Origin of the sequence: Enterococcus sp. DIV1059_2, from assembly GCF_051713685.1 — a bacterium.
GTDB classification, from domain to species: Bacteria; Bacillota; Bacilli; order Lactobacillales; family Enterococcaceae; genus Enterococcus_D; species Enterococcus_D casseliflavus.
The window spans coordinates 1146955-1167797 of record NZ_JBIOQK010000001.1; the positions used below are offsets into that span (position 1 = coordinate 1146955).

Genomic DNA, 20843 nt, shown 5'->3' on the forward strand with positions numbered 1-20843 from the left:
ATACTTAAAGAGACAATCAAGGAGTGTGGGTCTTTCTCCGCAGGAAAAGAGGAGTAGGCACCTGTTTTTCACTTCTAAAATCAGATTTTTCAAAAGCATTTAGGCTGGGTCCTCTGGCAGCTATCCATAAGAAACGCATTGCTCAGCTTAAGCGAAGAAAAGGGGCAAAAACTGTATTGGCTTTGAGTATTTCGTTGGCTGTGTTTCCTAGTTGTTGTGAGCAGTCACTAGCCAATCGTCACAATCATAGTACCTAGACAAAGAAAGGAGGAGATCAACAAAATGAAAAAGAAGCCGCTAAAATTGCTGCTCCTAGTGATTGGGCTAGTGAGTATTCCGTTGAGTTTTCCCTTCATACGAGATACTTTTATTGCGCCATTGTATGCGCTGCAGGAACAAGAACGAGAAGAGAATGAGCTTTCTTCAGCGGAAGAAATGGCTGATTTAAAAGACGTTGATTTTCAATTTTTAACAAGCAACAAGCAAGGCTATTTAGGGGAGAAAATCCCCATCGAAATCGTGGCACATCAGCCAGTAACCGAAGTGGCGCTGGTTCTGCCGCCAGAGGCAGTGATCGAGCCCTCCTTGTTTCCCGAAGGAATGACGATTGAACAGATGGAAGCCGACCAGTGGCAGCTGCTTAGCGAAACACCTCAGAGCAATTGGCTTTTGCCGATAATCTTTGAAGAAGAAGGAACCTAAGAAGTACTAGTAGGAGAAGAACGGTTGGCAGTAGAAATCCAAGGTTCACCAGCAGAAGGTGAGGAAGGTCAGGAAGAAGCGCAAGAAAACGATCGAGAGGAAGCAGAACCCGAGAACGAAGAGCAGAAAGATACAACCGATCCTGACCAAACAGAGCCAAAAGAGGGAGCACTTCCCAATGATGACGATGATTCGGAGAATCCTAAGCGATATGTCGCTAATTGGCAAGAGTTTATCTTAGCAATCCAAACCCGAACGGTTAAGTATATAACTTTGACCGAGAACTTTGACTCTCCTGATCGCCCTGCAGAAGGATTGAGTAACGTTACAATGACTGACTGGCTGGGGAATCAAAACCCCTCTGGATTTCCTACCTACCTCTATCTCAATTCACCAAGGATTTCTCGAACATTAATCATCGAAGGACAAGGACACACAATCGATTTTCGGTCAGTGTCGGTTTGTTTTAATAATATTACAGCACATCCAGAGACGCCTTGGGACATTACCCTCCAGAATATTGAGATGTATAGTGGAAATTACTATGGACCTATACAATATAACGACTTACAAGCTGATAATCAAAGAGCAGCGACGATACGGTACCATAATGTCAATCATGTCGGCAATCAAGTATTCCATGGGTATCAATCGACAGCTGTTTTATCGGGGAATGTTTCTTCTGTACAAAGGAATCCTTATGATGCAGGATTAGGACGTGGTAATTGGAATATTAATGCGACCAACCAAGCGAATTTTGAAGTCGGTTATTTGGAAGTTTTAGAGGGGGCTAAAGTTCACCTTTCGACAATCAATGCAGGAAATGTTTGGTTTCGCTATAGTCCCAATCCAACGTTTACGATTGGAGACGATGCGGAGGTTACGATCATTGCAAATGGTACAGGACAAGGTGAAGCATGGGGGGCAAATATATTCTTTAGATATAGTCCTGTCTTAACCGTAGGTAAAGGTGCGACCCTTGATTTGACGCCTAAAAGCAATTTTCCTGCTATTTCAACTAATGGTTGGGTTCCGGCTCAGACTACTCATATCAATCTACTAGAGGAAAGCACATTAAAAATCTCCAATTCTGGACGTAATACGGGTCTTAATAATGATACGACCAATATCATTTCTATGCCACCTGGTCATGGTAGCAGTATTAATCTCAGAAAAGGGAGTACGCTTGCTATCGAAGCAGTCAATCAAAATAACTCTGCTAGTCATCCTATTTTTTTTCACGCATCTGGACAAATTAATATTGATGAAGATGCTACCCTAGATATTAAGTCAGACAGTCTCTCAGCAAGTCAAAGCTTAATTATGTTTTCGACCAATAATAATACGAATAACTCAACGATCAATATAGATGATGCTGCAAGGGTAAATTTACAAAAGACTAGATCAATCACCTCAAGTACGGCACACGTGATTCGAAATGCAATACTAAATGTAAGTAATCAGTCGATTAAGCAATGGATCCCTGGAAATACAAACGAGAATCCTAATTTTGATTGGGAGAATATCTTGAGGTTGAACGCGAATATTAACGGAGCAGGAATACCGACTAATACGGTTAGCGCATTAGACCCCAATATAGCAGAACATGCTAGAGCGAACTTTACGCCAAGAGCGCAACGTCTCTTGTTTGAGAATATTCCTCCTGTCGAGATCGTGCTTGATCCTCTGACCAATGATCGCTCTCAACGCAATTCCTATACGATCACGGGAGAAACCAGTCCCGGCGCTTACGTTCGTTTCAGTAGGGATCTGAGTTTACCAGAACCAACCTTAGATACTGTTGTAAATGCTGAGGGCGAAACAGAATGGTTCCATGTCATTGCCGAAGAAGATGGCTCCTTTGAATTTGATCTTTCCCAATTTGATGACTTTGATTATTTCCGCGGGCAAGAAGTTGTAACGGCAACGGCATTTTTAAACGGACGACGCAATGAGACCTCCGTCATCGTAGACGGTGTCGATCCTCGGGATCCTCTGAATCCTGATGTAGATGTTGATCCAGATAATCGCCCGACGCTTCCTGAAAATCAAGGATTGATCAGTATCGACTTTATCTCGCAATTTGATTTCGGACACGTGCCGATTCGTTCGAGTCAAGCCTATTATCCAGCACTGCCGCAAAAGCTGCGGAATGCGGAGGATGATCCTGCTGGTGAAGAACGTCCGAATTATGTTCAAATCTCGGATCGGCGTGAGGAGTCCACCGGCTGGACACTGAGCGCACGGCTAGATGAAGCAGGGTTTGTCAGTGAGGAAGGCCATCAGCTGCGGGGAGTACAACTCTTACTCAACAATATCCGCATGGCAACGACAAGTTCGAATACATCCAGCACCCCAACCTACTGGGAAAGCCGTGAATTAAATACAGGCAGACAAATCTTGGCAAAAGCAGAAGAGGGACAAGGTAGCGGGACATGGATCCAACGCTTTGGTGATGGAGAAACAATGGATCAAAGTGTGATGCTGGAAGTTCCTGTCAACGCTACGCCGCAAGCAACAAGCTATACGGGCATCATTCATTGGGAATTAAGCTTTGTTCCAGAGATGGACTGAGAGTCGCCCAAATGTTTCTCAGTAATCGGAAAAAGGAAGAAAATAGAGACAGCAGCTGCAGAGAAAATCTGCAGCTGTTTTTTTATCTGCAAGCAGCCATCGATGATGAAATCACTGATAGCGCCCATTGTGCTTTGGCGGATCTTCTTTGCTTAGAGAAATGAGGGGATTCATTCCGTTTACTAGAGCAGATGCTGATTTTTATTCCTTCACGTTGAAGGGCTAGAAACCGTTCGGAAACATTCTGTCACTAAAAATGTAGTCCTTCGCCAAATGTTTCCTTAAAAATAAGAAGATCATTTTCTAGTCATTTGTTCTTTTTTCAACTATGATAGAAAGAAAACCGCTATCACGGAGAGTTCGTTTAAGAAAATCCTGTCAAAGCTGCTTGACAATGCTGTAATATCAATGGATTTGAGCAGAAATCACAGCAGGTCTGCGTTAAGGTAGGAGAAGGAGGCCAAGATGACGATTGGGGAAGCACTAAAGAACCATCGAGTCACACAGCAAATGAGCCAAGAAGAAGTAGCAACAAAAATTTTAGTGACCCGCACATCGATCTCAAATTGGGAAACCGGCAAGACGGTCCCAGACAGTTTGAATTTATTAAAACTGAGTACCCTTTATGGGTGCAGTGTCGATGAGCTATTAAAAAAGGAGCGAGCAGGAATGAAAAAGAACTTTCGTACGATGACCTATGGTGCTGGATTGAAAGATGGAACGATGCGTTTGAAAATCGAGACCGATGCCAGCAAGTTTTTCCCAAAAGGGGTTGAAGTCAAAGCATCCGTCGATTTAGAAACAGGAGAAGTGACCTTTTTTGTCGAGCAAGAGGAGATGAAAAAACTGAAAGCAGCCACTGACGAAAAATAAATTTTTTATGCAGTATTTTGCTGAATTTTGCTTGAACAAGAGAAAAAAAGTGATGGATAAAAAAACACGAGCCTAGCTGCGTCGTGTTTTTTTATGTGGGATGAAAAAGGGTTGAGGCAATCGATGAAAGCTGATTCTACTTTTTCTTTTCTGCTATTTTCAAGGTTTGTAACGTTTAAGAAAAAGAGAAAAGATGCTAATGGCTATATACAATATATAGTGAATAGAACGGTTTTTATCTAAATGAAGCACAATATATAGTATTTACTTTTTTAAGAGATTGTGTAAAATAGCAGGTGTAGTGAAGAAGGAGCTGTTGTTTTTGAGAGTAACTGTATGTTGCGGGACCCGTTTAGAAAATGAGAAAAAGTTGGTAAAGACCGCTCGTGCCATCGGCAATGCCTTGGCAAAAAATCACACCGAGTTGGTTTATTGCGGCCCTTTGGCTGGCTTGATGAGGGAGATCGTGAAAGGGGTCTTTGAGAAAGAAGGCGCAGTGACAGGGATCTATCCATCAGGTTCCTTTGCAGAAGAATTGCCACCAATCGTCGCTGGATCAAGCACCTATACCGAGTTCTATGCGGATACGAGGGAGGAACAAACGCAACAATTGCTGGAAATGAGCGATGCCTACCTTGTATTACCTGGTGGATTTGGTACACTAGAGGAGTTGTCATCAGTATGCTCTTTTACGACTCTTGGGCCATTGTCAGGCAAGCCGATCGGTGTGTTGATGACCGAAGGCTTAAATGATGGACTGAAGCCGCTGCTAAAAATGGTTGAAGCTTCCAGCTTTGCTTGGGCTGAACTGTCTGAAACGCTCTTTTTCCTATCTGACGTTGAGTCGTTGATCCAACGATTGGCTGCGAAGGGGTCAAGAAAGGAGTGCTTGGCAGGATGAAGCATGTCTATTTAACGGGACCTATTTTTCAAACGAACAAGTCGCCCGACTCAAACAGGTAGAACGCAGTTTAGCTGAAAACCCGCAGCCTTTGGCGGTCTATTCGCCGCGTTTGTATCAAGAAGGTTCATCTGAACCCAATACACCAGAATAGGCGAGAGAATTTTTGAAAAAGACATGCTGGAATTGACACGAGCCGACGTCGTCGTTGCCGTTTTGGATGACCATGAAGGGATCTCCGATCCGGGAACAGCCTGTGAAATCGGCGCAGCACACGTACGAAATAAACCAGTGATCGCTTTTCAGGAAAAAGCCGCGGCGGTCAATCTGATGTTGACGGAGTCGGAGCAAGCGTATTTGACTGATTTGGCGGCACGAAGAGCGTATGATTTTGAAGCGATGGCGCACCGAGCATTTGTCGGTGACTATATTTAATAAAGGATGATGAATGTGTTATTAATCGCAGGAACGATCGGGGCAGGAAAAAGCAGTTTGACTGATTTTTTATCGAAGGAAATGGCGTCGAAGCCTTTCTATGAAAACGTGGAGGACAACGATGTTCTGCCATTGTTTTATTCCAATCCAGAACGATACGCCTTTTTATTGCAGATTTTTTTCTTAAACAAAAGCTTTTTAGGGATGCGGGAAGCTTTGTCCAATGATGACAATGTCATTGACCGCTCCATCTATGAGGATAGCTTGATGTTTCATCTAAATGCGGATCTAGGTCGCATCGCACCGATGGAAGTCGAACAATACGATAACCTGTTGAACACGATGTTGCGGGAATTGGAAGAATCAGCGCCGTTGAAGCATCCAGATCTAATGGTTCATATCAAGGTTTCCTTGGATACAATGATTGAACGGATCAACAAACGTGGTCGTTCCTATGAACAAATTGCCAACGATCCGACATTGTACGACTATTACAAAGAGTTGAATCAGCGATATGATGAATGGTATGAAAACTTTGACGTTTGTCCGAAAATGCAAATTGATGGGGATCAATTGGACTTTGTTGCCAATGAAGACAACCTCATGGTGATCCTCGAGATGATCCAAGAAAAATTGGCGGAAGTCCGTCAGACCCATGGCAAAGGACACTATTGTACGGACAAAGCCATCGCAAAAGGTGATTTTTCTAAGAAAAATGCAGCATCTGTGACAAGCTGATCCAGCAGTTGAGGACGGCTTAGGGAAAAAACAAGTGTCTTATCGACAATGGGAGGGAGCAAGGCGATGAATGTTGAACGATTTATTGAAGCGAGGAAACAGGCGGGCTTCTCGCAGCAAGAACTTTCGGAAGGAATCTGTACGCAAGCCACTTTGAGTAAATTTGAAAACAACGGTCAAGCACCGTCCCTCAAAATTTTGATCAAATTGTGTAATCGGATCGGCTTGCCATTGGTCGACTTGTTTTCTTCCATGAATGTCGCAACGACCAAAATCAAAGAAGAATTAGCAAAAGCCGAATTCTACTTGATCACAAGCGAGTATGAACAGTTGGCTGCATTGCTAAGTCAAATCGAAGTGAAGCTGATCGATGAACCAGCATTAAAAGCGCAATATGATTATTTAAAAGGCTTTGAAATGATTTTTAATGAAGCTGCGATTACCGATGTCCTGTTTCAATTCGATCAGTTATTGATGAATGAAACGGCGGAGGAATTGTTTGATCTCTTAGCGTATACTGGGATCGGTTTGGTGTATGCCAGAGAAGAGGAATGGGCAAAGGCTGAGTTTTATGTGACGAAGGTCTTTGAGAAAATTTATACCTATCCGATCAAAACGATCGAAGACACGTGGCGGGTGTTGAACATCGTCTTTCATTGCGGCGTCTTTTATGCGAAAGTCGATGATTTGGAAACTAGTGATACCTTGTTGAATTATGTGTTGGCGATTTGTTCCGACAATCATTTGACCTACTACTTGGCTCGCGCGGCAGCCCAACTGACCGAAAATGCCATTCGTGAACAACAGCCGAAAGAAACAATTTTGGAAATGTTACACGATGCACGAGCGTATGCCAAAATCAATAAAAACGTAAAATTACTGGCGCATTTAAAATCGATCGAGGAAACGATCGATTAAAAATATATTTTCGAAAAAAAAGTTTTGTTGCGCAAATGCTTGATAACTAGCAGTCCTTTCGACGAAGGGACTGCTTTTTTTGATTTTCATTATATAAAAAAATATATAATCGTGTTGACAAAAAAATATATCGGGAGTATTCTTTAATTGTGAAAAAACTAACATAATTTGAGGTATATCGTTTTTAGGAGAAGGGATTTTATGAAGGCAGCAGTGAGAGAAGCCGCTCGCACGATTCAGCGGATGGGCACGTCCATTGAGTTAAAAGTCGCTCATACAAAACCAGAAAGTGTACTGGACGAGCTGGAGAACCAGCTGAAAGGATACGACCATCGCTTTAGTGCCAATGATCCGCGATCGGAATTGAATCAGCTGAATCAGTTGGCAGGACAAAAGGGGCTTGTGCTTGATCCAGAATTGTACCAGCTGATCGAAATCGGCAAACATCATAGCTGTGCTCCCCACAGTCAGCTGAATATTGCCATCGGTCCACTGGTCCAAGCATGGCGCATCGGGTTTGAAGATGCTCGCACCGTATCCAAGACGCAGGTCAAAGAATTGCTTGCGCTAACAGACCCGCAACAGATCCAACTGGCAGCAGGCAAGGTTTTTTTGAAAAAAGCTGGAATGAGGATCGACCTCGGAGCATTAGCAAAAGGCTACATCGCTGATAAATTACGCACCCTTTGCCAAGCCCGTGGCGTAGCGTATGGATTGATCAACTTAGGCGGAAATATTGTCTGTTTCGGTCCTGCACCAAATCATGCGGACGGGCATTGGCGGATCGGGATCCGAGATCCCCAAGGCGGTCGGGCAGACACCTTGGGCATTCTACCAATCAAGGACCAAACCGTCGTCACTTCGGGGATCTATGAGCGGGTCTTGACCACCGCTGAAGGAACGTATCATCATTTGATTGATCCTCAGAGTGGCTTTCCCATCGAATGTGGGTATATGAGCATCACGATCATTGCAGCGACATCGTTACTGGGGGAAATCTGGACTTCGCGCTTGTTTGGCAAGCCAATTCCAGTTGTTTTGCAAGAGATTCAGCAGCAGCCAGAAATCGAAGGAATCATCGTAACCAAAGAAAATGAAGTCATTGCCTCTAAAGGCATTCAGGCAAGACTTTTAAGATAGCCCAACCAGAAAGGAAGAGACAGGATGAAATTTATCGGATTCGTAGGAACCAATGCCACTCGTTCCACCAATCGCACGTTGTTGCAGTTTATGAAAAAAATGTTTGCCAATGAGGCAGAGATCGAACTAGTCGAGATCAAAGATCTTCCAATGTTCAACAAACCAGAATCAAAGGAGTTGCCCGTAAAAGTAACCCAGCTTGCCGAAAAAATCACGGCAGCAGACGGTGTGATCATCAGCACACCAGAATATGATCATGCCGTACCCGCAGCGTTGATCAATGCCCTGAACTGGTTGTCCTATGGAATTTTCCCGTTTGTTGACAAGCCAGTGATGATCACTGGTGCTTCTTATGGGACGTTAGGTTCTTCTCGTGCCCAAGCCCATCTAAGACAGATTCTGGACTCTCCAGAGTTAAAAGCACGGATCATGCCTAGCTCTGAATTTCTCTTAGGTCATTCGCTGCAAGCGTTTGACGAGCAAGGCAACTTGATCGATGAAGAGCAGACCCAAAAACTGCAAGGACTGTTCAACGATTTTCTTTTATTTGTAAAAATTACCAGCCAGTTGCAGCACGCCCATGCCGCCAATCAAAAAGAAGCTGCTGAATTTTCATGGGAAACCATCTAATCGCAAAAGATAGGAGCGTAAAGACAATGAAATTGATCGGAATCGTCGGATCAGCCGCTGAAGTCTCCACCAATCGTCAGCTGCTGAACGTTATCAAAAAGCAATACAAAAAGGAATTCACGTTAGAACTTGTAGAGATCAAAGACTTTCCTCTCTTTAATCAAGAGGAAGATCAAACCCAAAGCCCAGCCATCCAGCGTTTGAATCGGCAATTATTGATGGCAGACGGTGTGATCATTGCTACACCAGAGCACAACCATACCGTGACGGCAGGACTGAAAAGCTTGCTAGAATGGCTTTCATTCAAGATCCATCCTCTGGAAAACAAACCAGTAATGATCGTGGGTGCCTCTTACTATGATCAAGGAACTTCAAGGGCCCAGCTGCATCTGCGCCAGATTTTGGACGCACCGGGAGTCAATGCTTTAGTGATGCCAGGAAATGAGTTTTTGTTGGGCAAAGCCAAAGAAGCTTTCGATGAAGCGGGTGATTTGATCGATGCCCGAACGGTTGCTTTTTTAGATGCGACGATCAACAGCTTCTTGCAATTTATCAAAGTCGTTTCTGCTTTAGCGGGTCCCAAACAATTGCCGCCCGAAGACCTCTACGCCACAGGGAAAATCGCAACCACCGTGGAAGGGGTGGATATGTATGATGATCAATGGCTGGAAAAAGCCGCTGAAGCAGTCGGTGCCGTTTCTGGCAATACCTACGTCAAACTAAATCGCGGCTTGCTGACAGTCGATCAGATCAATTACTTCTTAGATTCGATGCCGATGGAATTGACATTTGCCGATAGCAACAACCAATTCTTGTATTACAATCTTCGGGAAGAAGCCCAAAATATGCTGGCAGCACGTGTGCCAGGACAAGTCGGCAATCCATTAGCAAAATGCCATCCTGAAAAATCCTTCAAAAATGTTGAGTGGGTGATCCAACAGCTGCGCAGTGGAGCGACCGACGCGGTTCGGGTCCATGTGCCGAAACAGGTGCCAGAAAAATACATCGTCCACAATTATCAAGCGATGCACGATGAAAACGGTGAATATGCGGGGATCAACGAATACATCCTTGATTTCAAGCCAATCATCGAATGGTATTTGCAACAAACCGGTCAAAAACTTGTCGGCAATGAAGACGCCATTTCCAGTGCTTCTGTGCACCAAGAACCGACCGATGCGGTCACTAGTGCCAGTACTCATGACGCACCTGCAGCAGATGCGGTCACCAGCGCTTCAGTGAAATAAGGGTTGTCTAAAGGGAGAAAAGGAATCGCTAGAAGCATTCGCTTGCAATCAGTTGCCAAGCGAATGCTTCTCTTTTTGCTGCTTTTTCATGAATGAACGGTTTTCTATGAGCGATTGAGTTGATCAAGGACATCGTTGCGAAGATTTCACAAAGTTTCTGAAAAAAATTTGCATATTCATCTTTTGCTTCGTATACTAGTTTAGGACGTTGCTTATAAAACGGCTGTATCATCGTACATATTTTTTGATAGGAGGAATTGCATGAAAGACAAACGAAAAGTCTTGCGTCCGTTAGGATCAGGGTTTGCGATGGCGGTTCCTTTGTTTATAGGGATCCTCGTTCAGGACCCTTTGATAAGTTCTGTGGGGGCGATGGGGGCTTTTTCCTACTTGGCTTTTCAACATCGGACCCTTTTTTATAATCTGCGCGCCATTTTGACCCACGGCGCTGCGCTGCTGCTGGCATTTATTTTAGGCGCTGGGACAGCACTGATTCCTTGGAGCGCACCTTTTATCATCGGTGCGTTATCGTTTTCTGCGTTTTTGTTGTCAAAAGTGATGCGAATCCCCAAGCCCGATTATTTCTTCGTGTTGATGCTTTATGCCACCGGCTTTAATTTTCACGCAGCGCACCTTGGAGAGATCTTGCACCACAGTTCCTATTTGCTTTATGGCATCGCAGGCTCACTGCTTGCTGGACTGGTGATTTCGTTGGCTGAACAGCTGCCGTTGAAAGAAGAAAAAACGGCCTTTCAACAACTGAGCTTGCACGAGAAATATTCGCTAGCATTATCTCAGCAACCAGAAATGGTCATCAAGGCGCTGCACTTTTCTTTGATATTGTTCATTGCGACCTACATTGCCTATCTGTTGCGGGACAGCAACGGCTATTGGATCTTGATTTCTGCTGCTGCCGTCTTGGCAGGAGAACATATGGAAAAAATCAAAAATCGCACGATCGGCAGGGTACTGGGAGGAATCGTGGGGCTGCTGCTGGGTTTCTTATTGATGTCCTTGCATATGCCCCTTGAAGCGATCGCAGTGGTCTTGATCATTCTAAACATATTGACGGAGTTTTTTATGCCAGTCAATTATACCGTTGCTAATTTTTTTACCAATCCGCAAGTGCTGCTGTTAATGACCATCGGTACTAGTTTTACGCCGCTGAAATTGATCCCATTGCGTTTTTCAGGGGCATTGATCGGCAGCGTGCTGGCAATGCTGTTGATCTTTCTAATGGATTGGGCAGTAAAGCAAATGGAGCAAGCACTGGGAAACAAACCAGAAGACACGACGGATCAAACACAATAGAATGCACCATCATCGATAAGCAAGAGCTGTAGCTCTTGCTTTTTTTGCCTTTGATTCTCTATCTAAACGTTATCTCCATCGGATAGGAAAAATAAGGGAAATATGAAATAATCGAGCAAAGGTTCCTATTTTGAAATAGAAGCGTTTACATTTTTGCAAACTAAAGTGGCAGAAACATCTACTTTTTTTGTTGTAAGCGAAATCATATACTCAAATCAGAGAAGGAGAGAAAGTTGTGAAAAAACGAATCGTAGATGTTTTGCATCGCCTGTTAGTGACTGATTATCCACTATCCATCGAGCAACTGGCAGAAGAGACCGCAGCCAGTGGGCGGACGATCCGCAATGATTTGAATGAGATCAACACGTTTCTTGCTGACTTACACATCGGACCGATCCAAACCCTTCGAGGAAAGGGCATCCTTTTGAAACTGACCTCGAAACAGCAAGCCATCGTTTGGCAGGCATTACACGCACAACAGTCGGAATATATGACCCGTGAAGAGCGTCGTTTTGATCTGCTGCTGCATCTGACATTTTCAAAAGAGATCCTGGTGTTGAATAAAAAAGAAGAAGCGTACCAGATATCAAAAAGCAGCATGGATGAAGACATGCGCCGTTTGCGGGCGGACATCAATAAATATGGCATTGAGATCATCAGCCTAGGAAAAAAAGGACTGCGGTTGAATGGATCGGAACGAGCGATTCGGACGATGATTTTTGACATCATCAATCAGCGGATCGGTAGGTTGCCACTTGATAAACAGACCCCAGATTTAGTCTTTACGAAATTGCTTTATCGCTATTTGCCGCAAAAAGAAATCAAACAGATCCAACTAGTGATGCAAGCTGTGTTGCCGCCAAATCAAAATGAGTTGTATAGCAGCCAAATCTTATTGTTTACCGCCATTTGGCTGATGCGTATCAGAATGAAGGAATTTATCACTCGCATGAACTGGTCTACTTCCAGCAATCCGCTCCAAGGGTCAGCCTATATCCAGGCGATCGCTGAAACCTTTTCGATCCAGCCACCAGAAATCGAAGTCAACTATCTTTCTTTCATCATCGAGTCACTGAACTTTAAAGATTTGTCCAATTCCATCGAATGGGCGCATGCGCAACTTTTGTCGCTGCAGCTGATCCAATTTGTCGAATGCCAAACCAAGATCCCTTTTAGTAAAAAGGAAGAAGAGCTGTTAGAGGGATTGTATAAACATATGGCCGCGCTGATCGTTCGAGCCAAGAGCGGCATTCAAGTACCCAATCCGATCAAAGAGACCGTTCGCAAAAATTATGGACAAATCTACCAAGCCGTCAAGGGCTTCGCTCCTACGATCGAAGAGATCGTCGGTCAACCACTATCAGAAGATGAACTGACATTTCTCGTGATCCATTTTTCTACAGCCCTAAGTTCATTGAACCACGAGCTCATTACGAGCTATAAGGCGGTCGTCGTCTGTAACCATGGAATGGCAACCGGCAATCTGCTGGCAGCCAGCCTCAAGGAGAAGTTTCCAGAAGTAGAAGTTGCGGCAGTCTTGAATTCACAAGAAGTCAATTTGATTACGAAATTCGATGTGGATCTGGTTTTTTCAACCTATGAGATCGATTATCGAGAAAAGCCGGTATTACTGATCCCACCGATCATCAATGAAGAAAATCACCAAGTGATCCGACGTTTCTTAAACAACAATGAACAATTCAAGCGGATCGCCTTTGACCAAAAAAATGCCACGCTGTTCTTCAATCAGTTGCTTACAGTGATTGAAGAAAGCGGCGGGACAGTCGATGCTGCCGCCTATCGCAAATTGACACACTTGTTTGAACAAAATCAATTAGCCATTAATGCAAGGGAGATTCAGCCAATGTTAAAAGATGTTTTATCCGCTAATCATATTCAATTAAACGTTCCTGTTCAAAATTGGGAAGAAGCCATTGAACGCTCTGCGCAGCCGCTAGTAAAAGAACAGATCATCGAAAAACGCTATATCGAGGCAATGGTTGCGGCGGTGGAGGAATACGGTCCTTATATCGTCATTGGCAAACATTTGGCGCTGGCGCATGCACGACCAGAAGATGGCGCCCAGCAGTTGGGTGTGAGTGTCCTCACCTTGGCGCCGCCAGTCGCATTTGGGAACCCAGAAATGGACCCCGTCAAAATCATTTTTTGCTTGGCTGCGGTGGACTCCTACTCTCATCTTGCCATCATGAAGGAATTGATCGAACTGATCAATGATGAAGAAAAAGTCACGCAGTTGCTGGCTTGCTCTACGATCGAAGCGTTTCAATCATTGCTATTTTCATAAAAAACAAGAAAAGGGGAAAAAATCATGAACAAATTATCGATCTTATTCGTATGCGGTGCAGGTCTTGGCAGCAGCTTTGCGGCTCAAATGTCAACAGAAGATGTCTTAACGAAATTAGGAGTGGAGGCGAAATTGGATCATGTCGATATCTCATCAGCGGTATCAATGAAACCAGACATCATCATTACAGCAGAGAATTTCCGAACGCAATTTGAAAAGTTTACCTTGGACCCGACAACCGCAATCATTTATTTACGCAACATCGTTTCAAAACCAGAAATCGAAGAAAAAATCATCCCAGTATTAACGGAAAAAGGCGCACTGTAAGGAAGAGGCATGACGAAGGGAGTTTGAAAAAATGGGCATCATCAATTTTATCATTGATAATATTTTAACGCAGGCATCGATCACGATCGCTTTGATCGCGATGTTAGGGCTGCTGCTTCAGAAAAAGTCAGCAGGTCAAGTCATTTCAGGAAGTTTGAAGACGCTATTGGGCTTCCAGGTTTTAAGCGCTGGTTCTAGCATCATCGTCGGTAGTCTGACCTATTTCGGCGAGATTTTCACAGAAGGATTCGACATGCAAGGCATAATTCCTTCCATCGAAGCCATCAACGGGCAAGCGATGAATGAGTTGGGCTTGGGTCGGGACATAGCGCTGACATTTTTAGCCATCTTTGTTTTTAATATTTTATTGGCACGCTTTACAAAATGGAAATATATCTTCTTGACGGGTCAAGCCATTTTATGGATGGCGACCATGACGACGGTCTTTGGCTATTTCGCTGGTTTACGCGGCGTTGTCTTGATTCTTGTCGGTGGGTTGATTGGGGCGATCTTTGCCGTAGCGATGCCAGCGATGGCTCAGCCCATCATCCGCAAAGTCACTGGGTCAGACGACATTGCTCTCGGACATTTCTGTACGATCGGCTACCTCTTTGAAGCAGGCGTTGCCTATCTGTTTGGAGAAAGAGGCGAGAAGAAAAAATCGATCGAAGACATCAAACTGCCACGTTCTTTTGAATTTTTACAAGATACCTATCTTTCTGTCATGGTCGTGATGGTTCCACTGTATATCGTGACGGTCTTATTTGCTGGAGAAACCTTTGCTTCTACGCTCTCTGGTGATCAAAATTACATCATGTATGCCTTCTTGCAAGCCATTCAATTCGTGGTTGGGGTCTATGTTTTGTTAGCTGGCGTTCGGTTGCTCTTAGGCGAGATCGTCCCTGCGTTTCGTGGGATCGCCATGAAATTGGTGCCTGATGCAAAACCAGCACTCGATTGCCCAGTGTTCTTCCCATATAGCCCAAATGCAGTTATTTTAGGCTTCATTACTACAACGATTGGGACAGTCATCGCCATGTTCGTTTTACCAGTCTTTGGCTTGGCGATGATCTTGCCAGGGATGCTGACGAACTTCTTTGCAGGCGGGACCGCTGGGATCTTCGGCAATGCGGTCGGTGGACGTCGAGGGGCGATCATCGGAGGGATCTTTCACGGCTTCTTCATTACGTTACTGCCAGCCCTACTTGTAACGATCTTCAATCAAATGGGCTTTGTTAACGCTACGGCAACTGATGTGGATACCGTTACGGCAGCCTTGCTATATGCTTGGATCATCAGTCCCTTATTGAAAAACTTTTAATCGCTAGGAGGAAGACGCATGTTCTCTTTTTTCAAAAAAGAAAAAAAGCCCACAGAAACACCAGCGGTTCCTTTGACCGCTGAAGAAAGCCAAGAGGCAGAAGCGCTTATTGCAAATCTAGAAAGTCAGTTGCAAGCAGAAACCGACATCGACGAACAAGCAAAATTGTATGAAGCGTTAGGCTTAGCGCAGGCAAAACTTTCCCGCACAGAAGAAGCGATCGACGCATTGGAAAAAAGCTTGCAGGCGAAAAAATCGATCGGGGACGGCTATAAAAAACTGATGTCCCTTTACAATGCTCAACGTGCCGCCGCCGCACGAAACGGCGACGATGCAAAGATCGACTATTACATGGACAAAATGGAAGAAATGCGGCAAATCGCCAAACAACTTACGATCAGCGGCAATTAAACTAGACGAGGTGGAATCAAGGATGTATACAACATTAAAAGAAGTAACGAAAACAGCAGAAGCATTGAATTTTACAGTGGGGGCTTTTAATACCCATAATTTAGAAATGCTGCCAAGTATGCTGCGGGCAGCCAAAGAGATGGGGGCACCCATCATCATTCAAACAAGTATCGATACGGCGAAATACATCGGCTATGATGTCTTGGTCAATGTCGTCAAAACGATTGCCGATCACGAGCTAGTAGATGCTGTCTTGCATTTGGATCATGCCAGAGATTTCGATGAGATCAAAGCAGCGATTGATAGCGGCTATAGCTCGGTGATGTATGATGGCTCGCATTTGCCCTTCAAAGAAAACATTTTGAAAACGCGCGCAGTCGTAGAATACGCTCATGCCCATGGGGTGTCCGTCGAAGGAGAACTAGGAACGATCGGCGGCACAGAAGAAGGCATTCATGTGGAAGAAGACGATAAAGTCTTCACACGCCCAGAAGATGCGGTAGAGTTTGTCGCTGCTACTGGCGTCGATGCGCTAGCCATCGCTATCGGAACCAATCACGGTCAATTCCGCTCCAAAACCGAAGTGAATGTTGAGTTATTGAAGGAGATCCATGCAGTCGTCGACGTGCCGCTAGTCATTCATGGAGGAACTGGCGTCAAAGAAGAAGATTATCCTGAATTGATCAATAACGGCATTCGCAAGTTTAATGTAGGTACTGAATTGTTGGTCAATTGGACGAAGATTGCGAAAGAAAATTTTGGGGCAACGGAAGTCAACAAATCTTTGCGCCACAACGTGATCCCATCCAATGAAGCCATCAAAGAAATCGTCAAGCACAAGATCGGCCTTTTCATGAATACGAAAGCGCCGACTGCGATCGGCAAATAGATGGTACGCAAAAAGATGCTTGTTTTATTAGCAGGCAGCCCTGGAACTGGAAAAAGTTATTTACTGAATCTGTTGAAGAAACGTTTTCCTGATCTTTTCGCTCTTACGCCAGATGAAATCAAAGAGTGCTATGCCGAATCCCTCGGCTTTGATTCATTGGCAGAAAAAGCCCAGATCGAAAAGCAGTATGTTTGGCCTTTTTACTATCAGGCATTGGGCTTGTACATGTCTTTAGGAAAACGCTTGGTGGTCTCGGAATACCCTTTTAGTGAAAAACAGAAGCCATTGCTAACATTTCTCGCCCAAAGCTATGGTTATGAGTGCTTGACCATTCGCTTGACTGCTTCTTTTGAAACCTTATGGGAAAGACGTCACTTACGTGATCAAGCGGATGACCGTCATTTAAGTTTCATCATGGAACGGTACCATTACGGGGATGTACTGGAAGATAGACAAGCTGCAACCAACCATATAACCAAAGAAGCGTTTCGGCAAATCATCACTAATCGCCGTTACGATGACTTTCAGTTAGGAACGCTTATCGAAGTCAATGTGGAAGATTACGAGCAAGTGGATTATCGCCCGTTGATCGAGAGAATCGATGAACAACTCAATGACTTAAATTGAAGAAAAACAGGCGCTACACCTGAAAAGGGCAGCGCCTGTTTTTTTAGTCTAAGCCCAAAAATTTCGAAGTTCCTTGGTTTTGGACTTGTAGGATTTCGGCTAATACTTTGGCATCAAATTGCCCCTCTTTATTGGCAGAATAGACATTGACCTTCAGCTGGTAGTCGGGCAAAGCATAGTTTTTAAGACTTGCTTCAAGCTGCGCGACCGCTTGTTTCGAGAGTGGTTCACCGACGAGTTTTAATTCAAGGGATTGTTTCTGCTCATTAAGTGTTTGCTCCAGCAAATAATGTTCCCCCAGTTTAGCTTCTACAAAACGCTTGGCATGGTATTCCGCGATGGTCGTTTGGATCGTCGTATAAACGAAGAAACTCCCAATGACCGTGATCGGTAAGGCAACCACGGCAAACTTCCACCATTTTTGGTGACGGAAATCGCCATACTGCAACAGCCAGATGGTAATGAACAAGGAAAAACAAATCAAAAAGGAATTGGTGAAGAAGAGTTGAGCAGACTCCCATGAAATCGAATAGTCTTTGATCGACAGCCCATAACCCGTCACACAAAGCGGCAAAATCAGGGACGTCCCGATGGAGACGCCGATAATAACATCGTTGTCGCGGCCCCTGACTTTGGCAAAAGCCAGTGCTGAACCACCGATCAATGCGACGCAAATATCCCAAATCGTCGCAGACGTTTGGGTGATGATCTCAGGTGTTGTGTCTTTGACTGGCGTGAGTAAGAAAAAGGCAAATGAGATGATAAGTACGATGATGACTTGGATGCTAAAGACCAGCAGTCCTTTTTTAACCAAACGTAAATGGGAAAGACCTAAACCAAAGCCGATCCCGTTGATCCCATTTAAAAGTGGCGAAATTAACATCGCCCCGATAATCGTTGTCGTAGAGTTGTAGTTCAAACCAATCGAAGCAATCAGCGTTGCACAAACTAAAAGTGCATAGACGAGCATCGTTTGGTCCATATCTTTTTGAATTTTTCCAATCAATTGTTCTTTGGAAACTAAATCAGGCGTTAAGTTCACCTTCATCATCCTTTCTGAGAAAAATCGTTCTGCTCTTTTCATTGTCCCTTAAATCGGCCGATTTTACAAAAATCTGCGTCTATCACGTGATGATAGCAACGAGAATTCAATGATTGGGTTGCCAATCTTTTGCAAAACCGCCGAATTCCTCTAGAATAAGAAGCATAACAGAGAAATGGAAAAGGCGGGGAATGGATGAAAGATTATTTTGCGCAATACAAACGCCTGTTATCGATCGCTGAAGCAGGTTTGTACTATGGCAAAGATGTCTACGATAAGGAACGTTACCAAGAGATCAAAGAGTTGGCATTGCATTTGATGAGTACCGTCGTGGATCAAGACGCAGCTGCGTTGACCCTTTTAACAGAAAAAAATGAGGGCTATCCTACGCCCAAAGTCGATGTACGAGCATTGATCCAAAAAGGCGAAAAAATCTTGCTGGTGGAAGACAGCCTGACGAAAGAATGGTCACTGCCAGGAGGCTATGCAGAAATTGGCTTGACGCCACGGGAAAACATCAAAAAAGAAGTGCTGGAAGAAACTGGCTTACTCGTTGAGGTCAAGGAGCTGCGAGCAATTTTTGATACGAATCTAAGACCAGACATTCCGCAAGTGTTCCAATACTATAAGCTGGTCTTTGCCTGTGATGTTTTGGCAGGGGACTTCATCAAAAACAGTGAAACCTCCAACAGCGATTACTTTTCGTTGAAGGAGCTGCCGAAGCTTTCCATCAAGCGCACCACCAAGGAACAACTGGAGCAATTGGTGAATGAGAAGTCGTTACACGTTGATTAAAAACAGCTAAGGGTAAGATGTTGGAAAAAGCGTTTTATTGGTTTTTTTAACTGGATAATATTTACTTGCAGATAAAGTTGGTTTATGATTGATTTCGTCGTTTTCATTATAAAAAATCAAGCAATGGCGACACCTTTGCTTGATTGCTGGAGGAGTAAAAATGAAGAATCAAATCAATTCCTTTTTTGGGCTGGATGCCTTACAAACAACGGTCAAACGAGAAATCTTAGCTGGTTTTACCACCTTTATCTCGATGGCCTATATTTTATTCGTCAATCCAACGGTCCTTGGGGCATCTGGGATGGACGAAGGTGCCGTCTTTACGGCAACGGCGTTAGCCAGCGCATTGGGCTGCATCTTGATGGGGGTTTTAGCAAAATACCCGATCGCTACGGCACCCGCATTAGGGATCAACGCTTTCTTTTCTTATTCAGTCTGTATTGGAATGGGGGTTCCATGGCAAACAGCATTAGCGGGTGTGTTTGTGGCATCACTGATTTTCATCGTGATCACAATCTTTAAATTACGGGAACTGATCATTGATGCGATCCCTGCTGATTTAAAATATGCCATCTCTGGGGGGATCGGTCTGTTCATCGCCTTTTTGGGATTGAGCGAAGGCGGGATCATCGTTTCCGACGATTCGACCCTTGTGGCACTAGGTTCATTGAGTGTCGGTACGACGTGGCTGACGATTTTTGGTTTAGTGATCACTGCCGTCTTGATGGTTCGCAGAGTTCCTGGTGGAATTTTTATCGGGATGGCCGCAACAACTGTTTTAGGTCTTTTGACTGGCTTGATTCAAGCACCATCCAGTATCGTTTCTGCTGCACCGAGTATTTCGTCCACATTCTTAGTGGCGCTAAACCATGTAGGAGACATCAACTCCCTGCAAATGTGGGTCGTAGTACTGACTTTCTTACTCGTCACTTTCTTTGATACGGCAGGCACCTTGGTGGGACTTGCCAATCAAGCGGGCTTTATGAAAGACAACAAAATGCCGCGGGTCGGCAAAGCACTTGCTTCTGACTCCACCGCCATGCTCGCTGGTTCTTTATTAGGGACCTCACCAGTAGGCGCATATGTGGAATCCTCCGCTGGGATCGCCGTGGGCGGTCGCTCTGGCTTGACTGCCGTGACGACTGGAGTTTTCTTCTTGTTCGGCTTGTTCTTTTCACCATTGCTATCCGTTGTTACTTCCCAAGTGACGGCACCAGCTTTGATCGTCGTAGGTGTGCTGATGGCACAATCGCTACGAGAAATCAAATGGCACGAAATGGAAATCGCAATCCCAGCCTTCTTGATTCTACTAGGCATGCCGTTGACCTATAGCATCTCCGATGGGATCGCCTTGGGTTTCATCTTTTACCCAATCACCATGTTAGCAGCCAAACGCGGCAAAGAAGTCTCACCAATCATGTACGGCTTGTTCTTTGTCTTTCTTGGGTTTATGTGGATTTTGAATGTGTGAAAGAGACGTTTATCAATTATAAAAGAAAGAACAGTTAAGCTTGTGGCTTAGCTGTTTTTTTTGTATTGAGAATAAGAGTTGATAAATACAAACTGAAAAAAGTAAAAACAGTGTTTATTAAAGCGATGGATGCTGAATAGTAGTTTTTTTCATTTTTTACAAATACGAGGAGTGGTTAAGGCAATC

At 44.3% G+C, this 20843-nt stretch carries 21 protein-coding genes; 20 read left to right on the forward strand and 1 reads right to left on the reverse strand.

All coding sequences use genetic code 11. The features are described from left to right. The first annotated feature begins 282 nt into the window (after nucleotides 1–282). From IGI72_RS05395 to IGI72_RS05480, 18 genes are all read left to right on the forward strand, one after another. Complete coding sequence (locus IGI72_RS05395) at nucleotides 283–702, forward strand: hypothetical protein (RefSeq protein WP_413152747.1); 420 nt, start codon at nucleotides 283–285, stop codon at nucleotides 700–702. A gap of 24 nt (nucleotides 703–726) precedes the next feature. After that, nucleotides 727–3276, forward strand: coding sequence for a WxL domain-containing protein (locus IGI72_RS05400; RefSeq protein ID WP_413152748.1), 2550 nt, complete (start codon nucleotides 727–729; stop codon nucleotides 3274–3276). A gap of 11 nt (nucleotides 3277–3287) precedes the next feature. Next, the gene (locus IGI72_RS05405; RefSeq protein ID WP_413152749.1) at nucleotides 3288–3440 is read left to right on the forward strand and encodes a hypothetical protein; all 153 of its coding nucleotides are present in this window, start codon (nucleotides 3288–3290) and stop codon (nucleotides 3438–3440) included. Between the two features lie 301 nt (nucleotides 3441–3741). Then, nucleotides 3742–4149 carry a helix-turn-helix domain-containing protein gene (locus IGI72_RS05410; protein WP_413152750.1) on the forward strand — a complete coding sequence of 136 codons (408 nt, stop codon included), beginning with the start codon at nucleotides 3742–3744 and terminating at the stop codon, nucleotides 4147–4149. 322 nt (nucleotides 4150–4471) lie between these two features. Further along, a complete protein-coding gene (locus tag IGI72_RS05415; RefSeq protein WP_438753379.1) occupies nucleotides 4472–5050 on the forward strand; it encodes an LOG family protein in 579 nt (192 codons plus the stop codon). A 177-nt stretch (nucleotides 5051–5227) separates the two neighbouring features. Next, the gene (locus IGI72_RS05420) at nucleotides 5228–5485 is read left to right on the forward strand and encodes a nucleoside 2-deoxyribosyltransferase (protein WP_413152752.1); all 258 of its coding nucleotides are present in this window, start codon (nucleotides 5228–5230) and stop codon (nucleotides 5483–5485) included. A gap of 15 nt (nucleotides 5486–5500) precedes the next feature. Next, complete coding sequence (locus IGI72_RS05425; RefSeq protein ID WP_005225447.1) at nucleotides 5501–6223, forward strand: deoxynucleoside kinase; 723 nt, start codon at nucleotides 5501–5503, stop codon at nucleotides 6221–6223. A gap of 66 nt (nucleotides 6224–6289) precedes the next feature. Then, a complete protein-coding gene (locus IGI72_RS05430) occupies nucleotides 6290–7141 on the forward strand; it encodes a helix-turn-helix domain-containing protein (RefSeq protein ID WP_208773389.1) in 852 nt (283 codons plus the stop codon). A 201-nt stretch (nucleotides 7142–7342) separates the two neighbouring features. Continuing rightward, the gene (locus IGI72_RS05435; protein ID WP_413152753.1) at nucleotides 7343–8281 is read left to right on the forward strand and encodes an FAD:protein FMN transferase; all 939 of its coding nucleotides are present in this window, start codon (nucleotides 7343–7345) and stop codon (nucleotides 8279–8281) included. Nucleotides 8282–8305: 24 nt separating this feature from the next. Beyond that, nucleotides 8306–8911, forward strand: coding sequence for an NADPH-dependent FMN reductase (locus tag IGI72_RS05440; protein WP_413152754.1), 606 nt, complete (start codon nucleotides 8306–8308; stop codon nucleotides 8909–8911). 26 nt (nucleotides 8912–8937) lie between these two features. After that, the gene (locus IGI72_RS05445; RefSeq protein ID WP_270273334.1) at nucleotides 8938–10158 is read left to right on the forward strand and encodes an NAD(P)H-dependent oxidoreductase; all 1221 of its coding nucleotides are present in this window, start codon (nucleotides 8938–8940) and stop codon (nucleotides 10156–10158) included. A 261-nt stretch (nucleotides 10159–10419) separates the two neighbouring features. Next, entirely contained in the window at nucleotides 10420–11469 is a 1050-nt protein-coding gene (locus tag IGI72_RS05450; RefSeq protein WP_074534970.1) for an FUSC family protein, read from the forward strand. A 235-nt stretch (nucleotides 11470–11704) separates the two neighbouring features. Next, nucleotides 11705–13774 (forward strand): BglG family transcription antiterminator, encoded by a 2070-nt coding sequence (locus IGI72_RS05455; RefSeq protein WP_413152755.1) that lies wholly within the window; start codon nucleotides 11705–11707, stop codon nucleotides 13772–13774. Between the two features lie 24 nt (nucleotides 13775–13798). Next, nucleotides 13799–14101 (forward strand): PTS sugar transporter subunit IIB, encoded by a 303-nt coding sequence (locus IGI72_RS05460; protein WP_413152756.1) that lies wholly within the window; start codon nucleotides 13799–13801, stop codon nucleotides 14099–14101. Between the two features lie 31 nt (nucleotides 14102–14132). Beyond that, nucleotides 14133–15422, forward strand: coding sequence for a PTS sugar transporter subunit IIC (locus IGI72_RS05465; RefSeq protein WP_008379073.1), 1290 nt, complete (start codon nucleotides 14133–14135; stop codon nucleotides 15420–15422). Nucleotides 15423–15440: 18 nt separating this feature from the next. Beyond that, complete coding sequence (locus IGI72_RS05470; RefSeq protein WP_005225457.1) at nucleotides 15441–15833, forward strand: hypothetical protein; 393 nt, start codon at nucleotides 15441–15443, stop codon at nucleotides 15831–15833. Nucleotides 15834–15855: 22 nt separating this feature from the next. Further along, nucleotides 15856–16722, forward strand: a complete 867-nt coding sequence (locus IGI72_RS05475) for a class II fructose-bisphosphate aldolase (RefSeq protein WP_010747730.1) — start codon at nucleotides 15856–15858, stop codon at nucleotides 16720–16722. After that, nucleotides 16723–17349, forward strand: coding sequence for a kinase (locus tag IGI72_RS05480; protein WP_438753385.1), 627 nt, complete (start codon nucleotides 16723–16725; stop codon nucleotides 17347–17349). It begins immediately after the preceding gene. Nucleotides 17350–17392: 43 nt separating this feature from the next. Here the strand turns inward: IGI72_RS05480 and IGI72_RS05485 are convergent, their stop codons facing one another. Then, on the reverse strand, nucleotides 17393–18397 hold the full coding sequence (locus tag IGI72_RS05485) for a DUF389 domain-containing protein (RefSeq protein ID WP_413152758.1): 1005 nt from the start codon (nucleotides 18395–18397) through the stop codon (nucleotides 17393–17395). A 189-nt stretch (nucleotides 18398–18586) separates the two neighbouring features. Between IGI72_RS05485 and IGI72_RS05490 the strand changes: the two genes are divergently transcribed. Together IGI72_RS05490 and IGI72_RS05495 are read left to right on the forward strand one after the other, a co-directional pair. Further along, on the forward strand, nucleotides 18587–19186 hold the full coding sequence (locus tag IGI72_RS05490; protein ID WP_115232071.1) for an NUDIX hydrolase N-terminal domain-containing protein: 600 nt from the start codon (nucleotides 18587–18589) through the stop codon (nucleotides 19184–19186). A 160-nt stretch (nucleotides 19187–19346) separates the two neighbouring features. Then, on the forward strand, nucleotides 19347–20657 hold the full coding sequence (locus IGI72_RS05495; RefSeq protein WP_016610053.1) for an NCS2 family permease: 1311 nt from the start codon (nucleotides 19347–19349) through the stop codon (nucleotides 20655–20657). Nucleotides 20658–20843 lie beyond the last annotated feature (186 nt).

What these genes read in the sequence shown, in the direction of transcription:
- IGI72_RS05450 (WP_074534970.1), top strand. Translation starts at nt 10,420, where the DNA reads ATGAAAGACAAACGAAAAGTCTTGCGTCCGTTAGGATCAGGGTTTGCG.
- IGI72_RS05420 (WP_413152752.1), top strand. Translation starts at nt 5,228, where the DNA reads ATGCTGGAATTGACACGAGCCGACGTCGTCGTTGCCGTTTTGGATGAC.
- IGI72_RS05435 (WP_413152753.1), top strand. Translation starts at nt 7,343, where the DNA reads ATGAAGGCAGCAGTGAGAGAAGCCGCTCGCACGATTCAGCGGATGGGC.
- IGI72_RS05485 (WP_413152758.1), bottom strand. Translation starts at nt 18,397, where the DNA reads ATGAAGGTGAACTTAACGCCTGATTTAGTTTCCAAAGAACAATTGATT.
- IGI72_RS05490 (WP_115232071.1), top strand. Translation starts at nt 18,587, where the DNA reads ATGAAAGATTATTTTGCGCAATACAAACGCCTGTTATCGATCGCTGAA.
- IGI72_RS05430 (WP_208773389.1), top strand. Translation starts at nt 6,290, where the DNA reads ATGAATGTTGAACGATTTATTGAAGCGAGGAAACAGGCGGGCTTCTCG.
- IGI72_RS05495 (WP_016610053.1), top strand. Translation starts at nt 19,347, where the DNA reads ATGAAGAATCAAATCAATTCCTTTTTTGGGCTGGATGCCTTACAAACA.
- IGI72_RS05470 (WP_005225457.1), top strand. Translation starts at nt 15,441, where the DNA reads ATGTTCTCTTTTTTCAAAAAAGAAAAAAAGCCCACAGAAACACCAGCG.
- IGI72_RS05445 (WP_270273334.1), top strand. Translation starts at nt 8,938, where the DNA reads ATGAAATTGATCGGAATCGTCGGATCAGCCGCTGAAGTCTCCACCAAT.
- IGI72_RS05475 (WP_010747730.1), top strand. Translation starts at nt 15,856, where the DNA reads ATGTATACAACATTAAAAGAAGTAACGAAAACAGCAGAAGCATTGAAT.
- IGI72_RS05395 (WP_413152747.1), top strand. Translation starts at nt 283, where the DNA reads ATGAAAAAGAAGCCGCTAAAATTGCTGCTCCTAGTGATTGGGCTAGTG.
- IGI72_RS05440 (WP_413152754.1), top strand. Translation starts at nt 8,306, where the DNA reads ATGAAATTTATCGGATTCGTAGGAACCAATGCCACTCGTTCCACCAAT.
- IGI72_RS05410 (WP_413152750.1), top strand. Translation starts at nt 3,742, where the DNA reads ATGACGATTGGGGAAGCACTAAAGAACCATCGAGTCACACAGCAAATG.
- IGI72_RS05480 (WP_438753385.1), top strand. Translation starts at nt 16,723, where the DNA reads ATGGTACGCAAAAAGATGCTTGTTTTATTAGCAGGCAGCCCTGGAACT.
- IGI72_RS05405 (WP_413152749.1), top strand. Translation starts at nt 3,288, where the DNA reads ATGTTTCTCAGTAATCGGAAAAAGGAAGAAAATAGAGACAGCAGCTGC.
- IGI72_RS05465 (WP_008379073.1), top strand. Translation starts at nt 14,133, where the DNA reads ATGGGCATCATCAATTTTATCATTGATAATATTTTAACGCAGGCATCG.
- IGI72_RS05460 (WP_413152756.1), top strand. Translation starts at nt 13,799, where the DNA reads ATGAACAAATTATCGATCTTATTCGTATGCGGTGCAGGTCTTGGCAGC.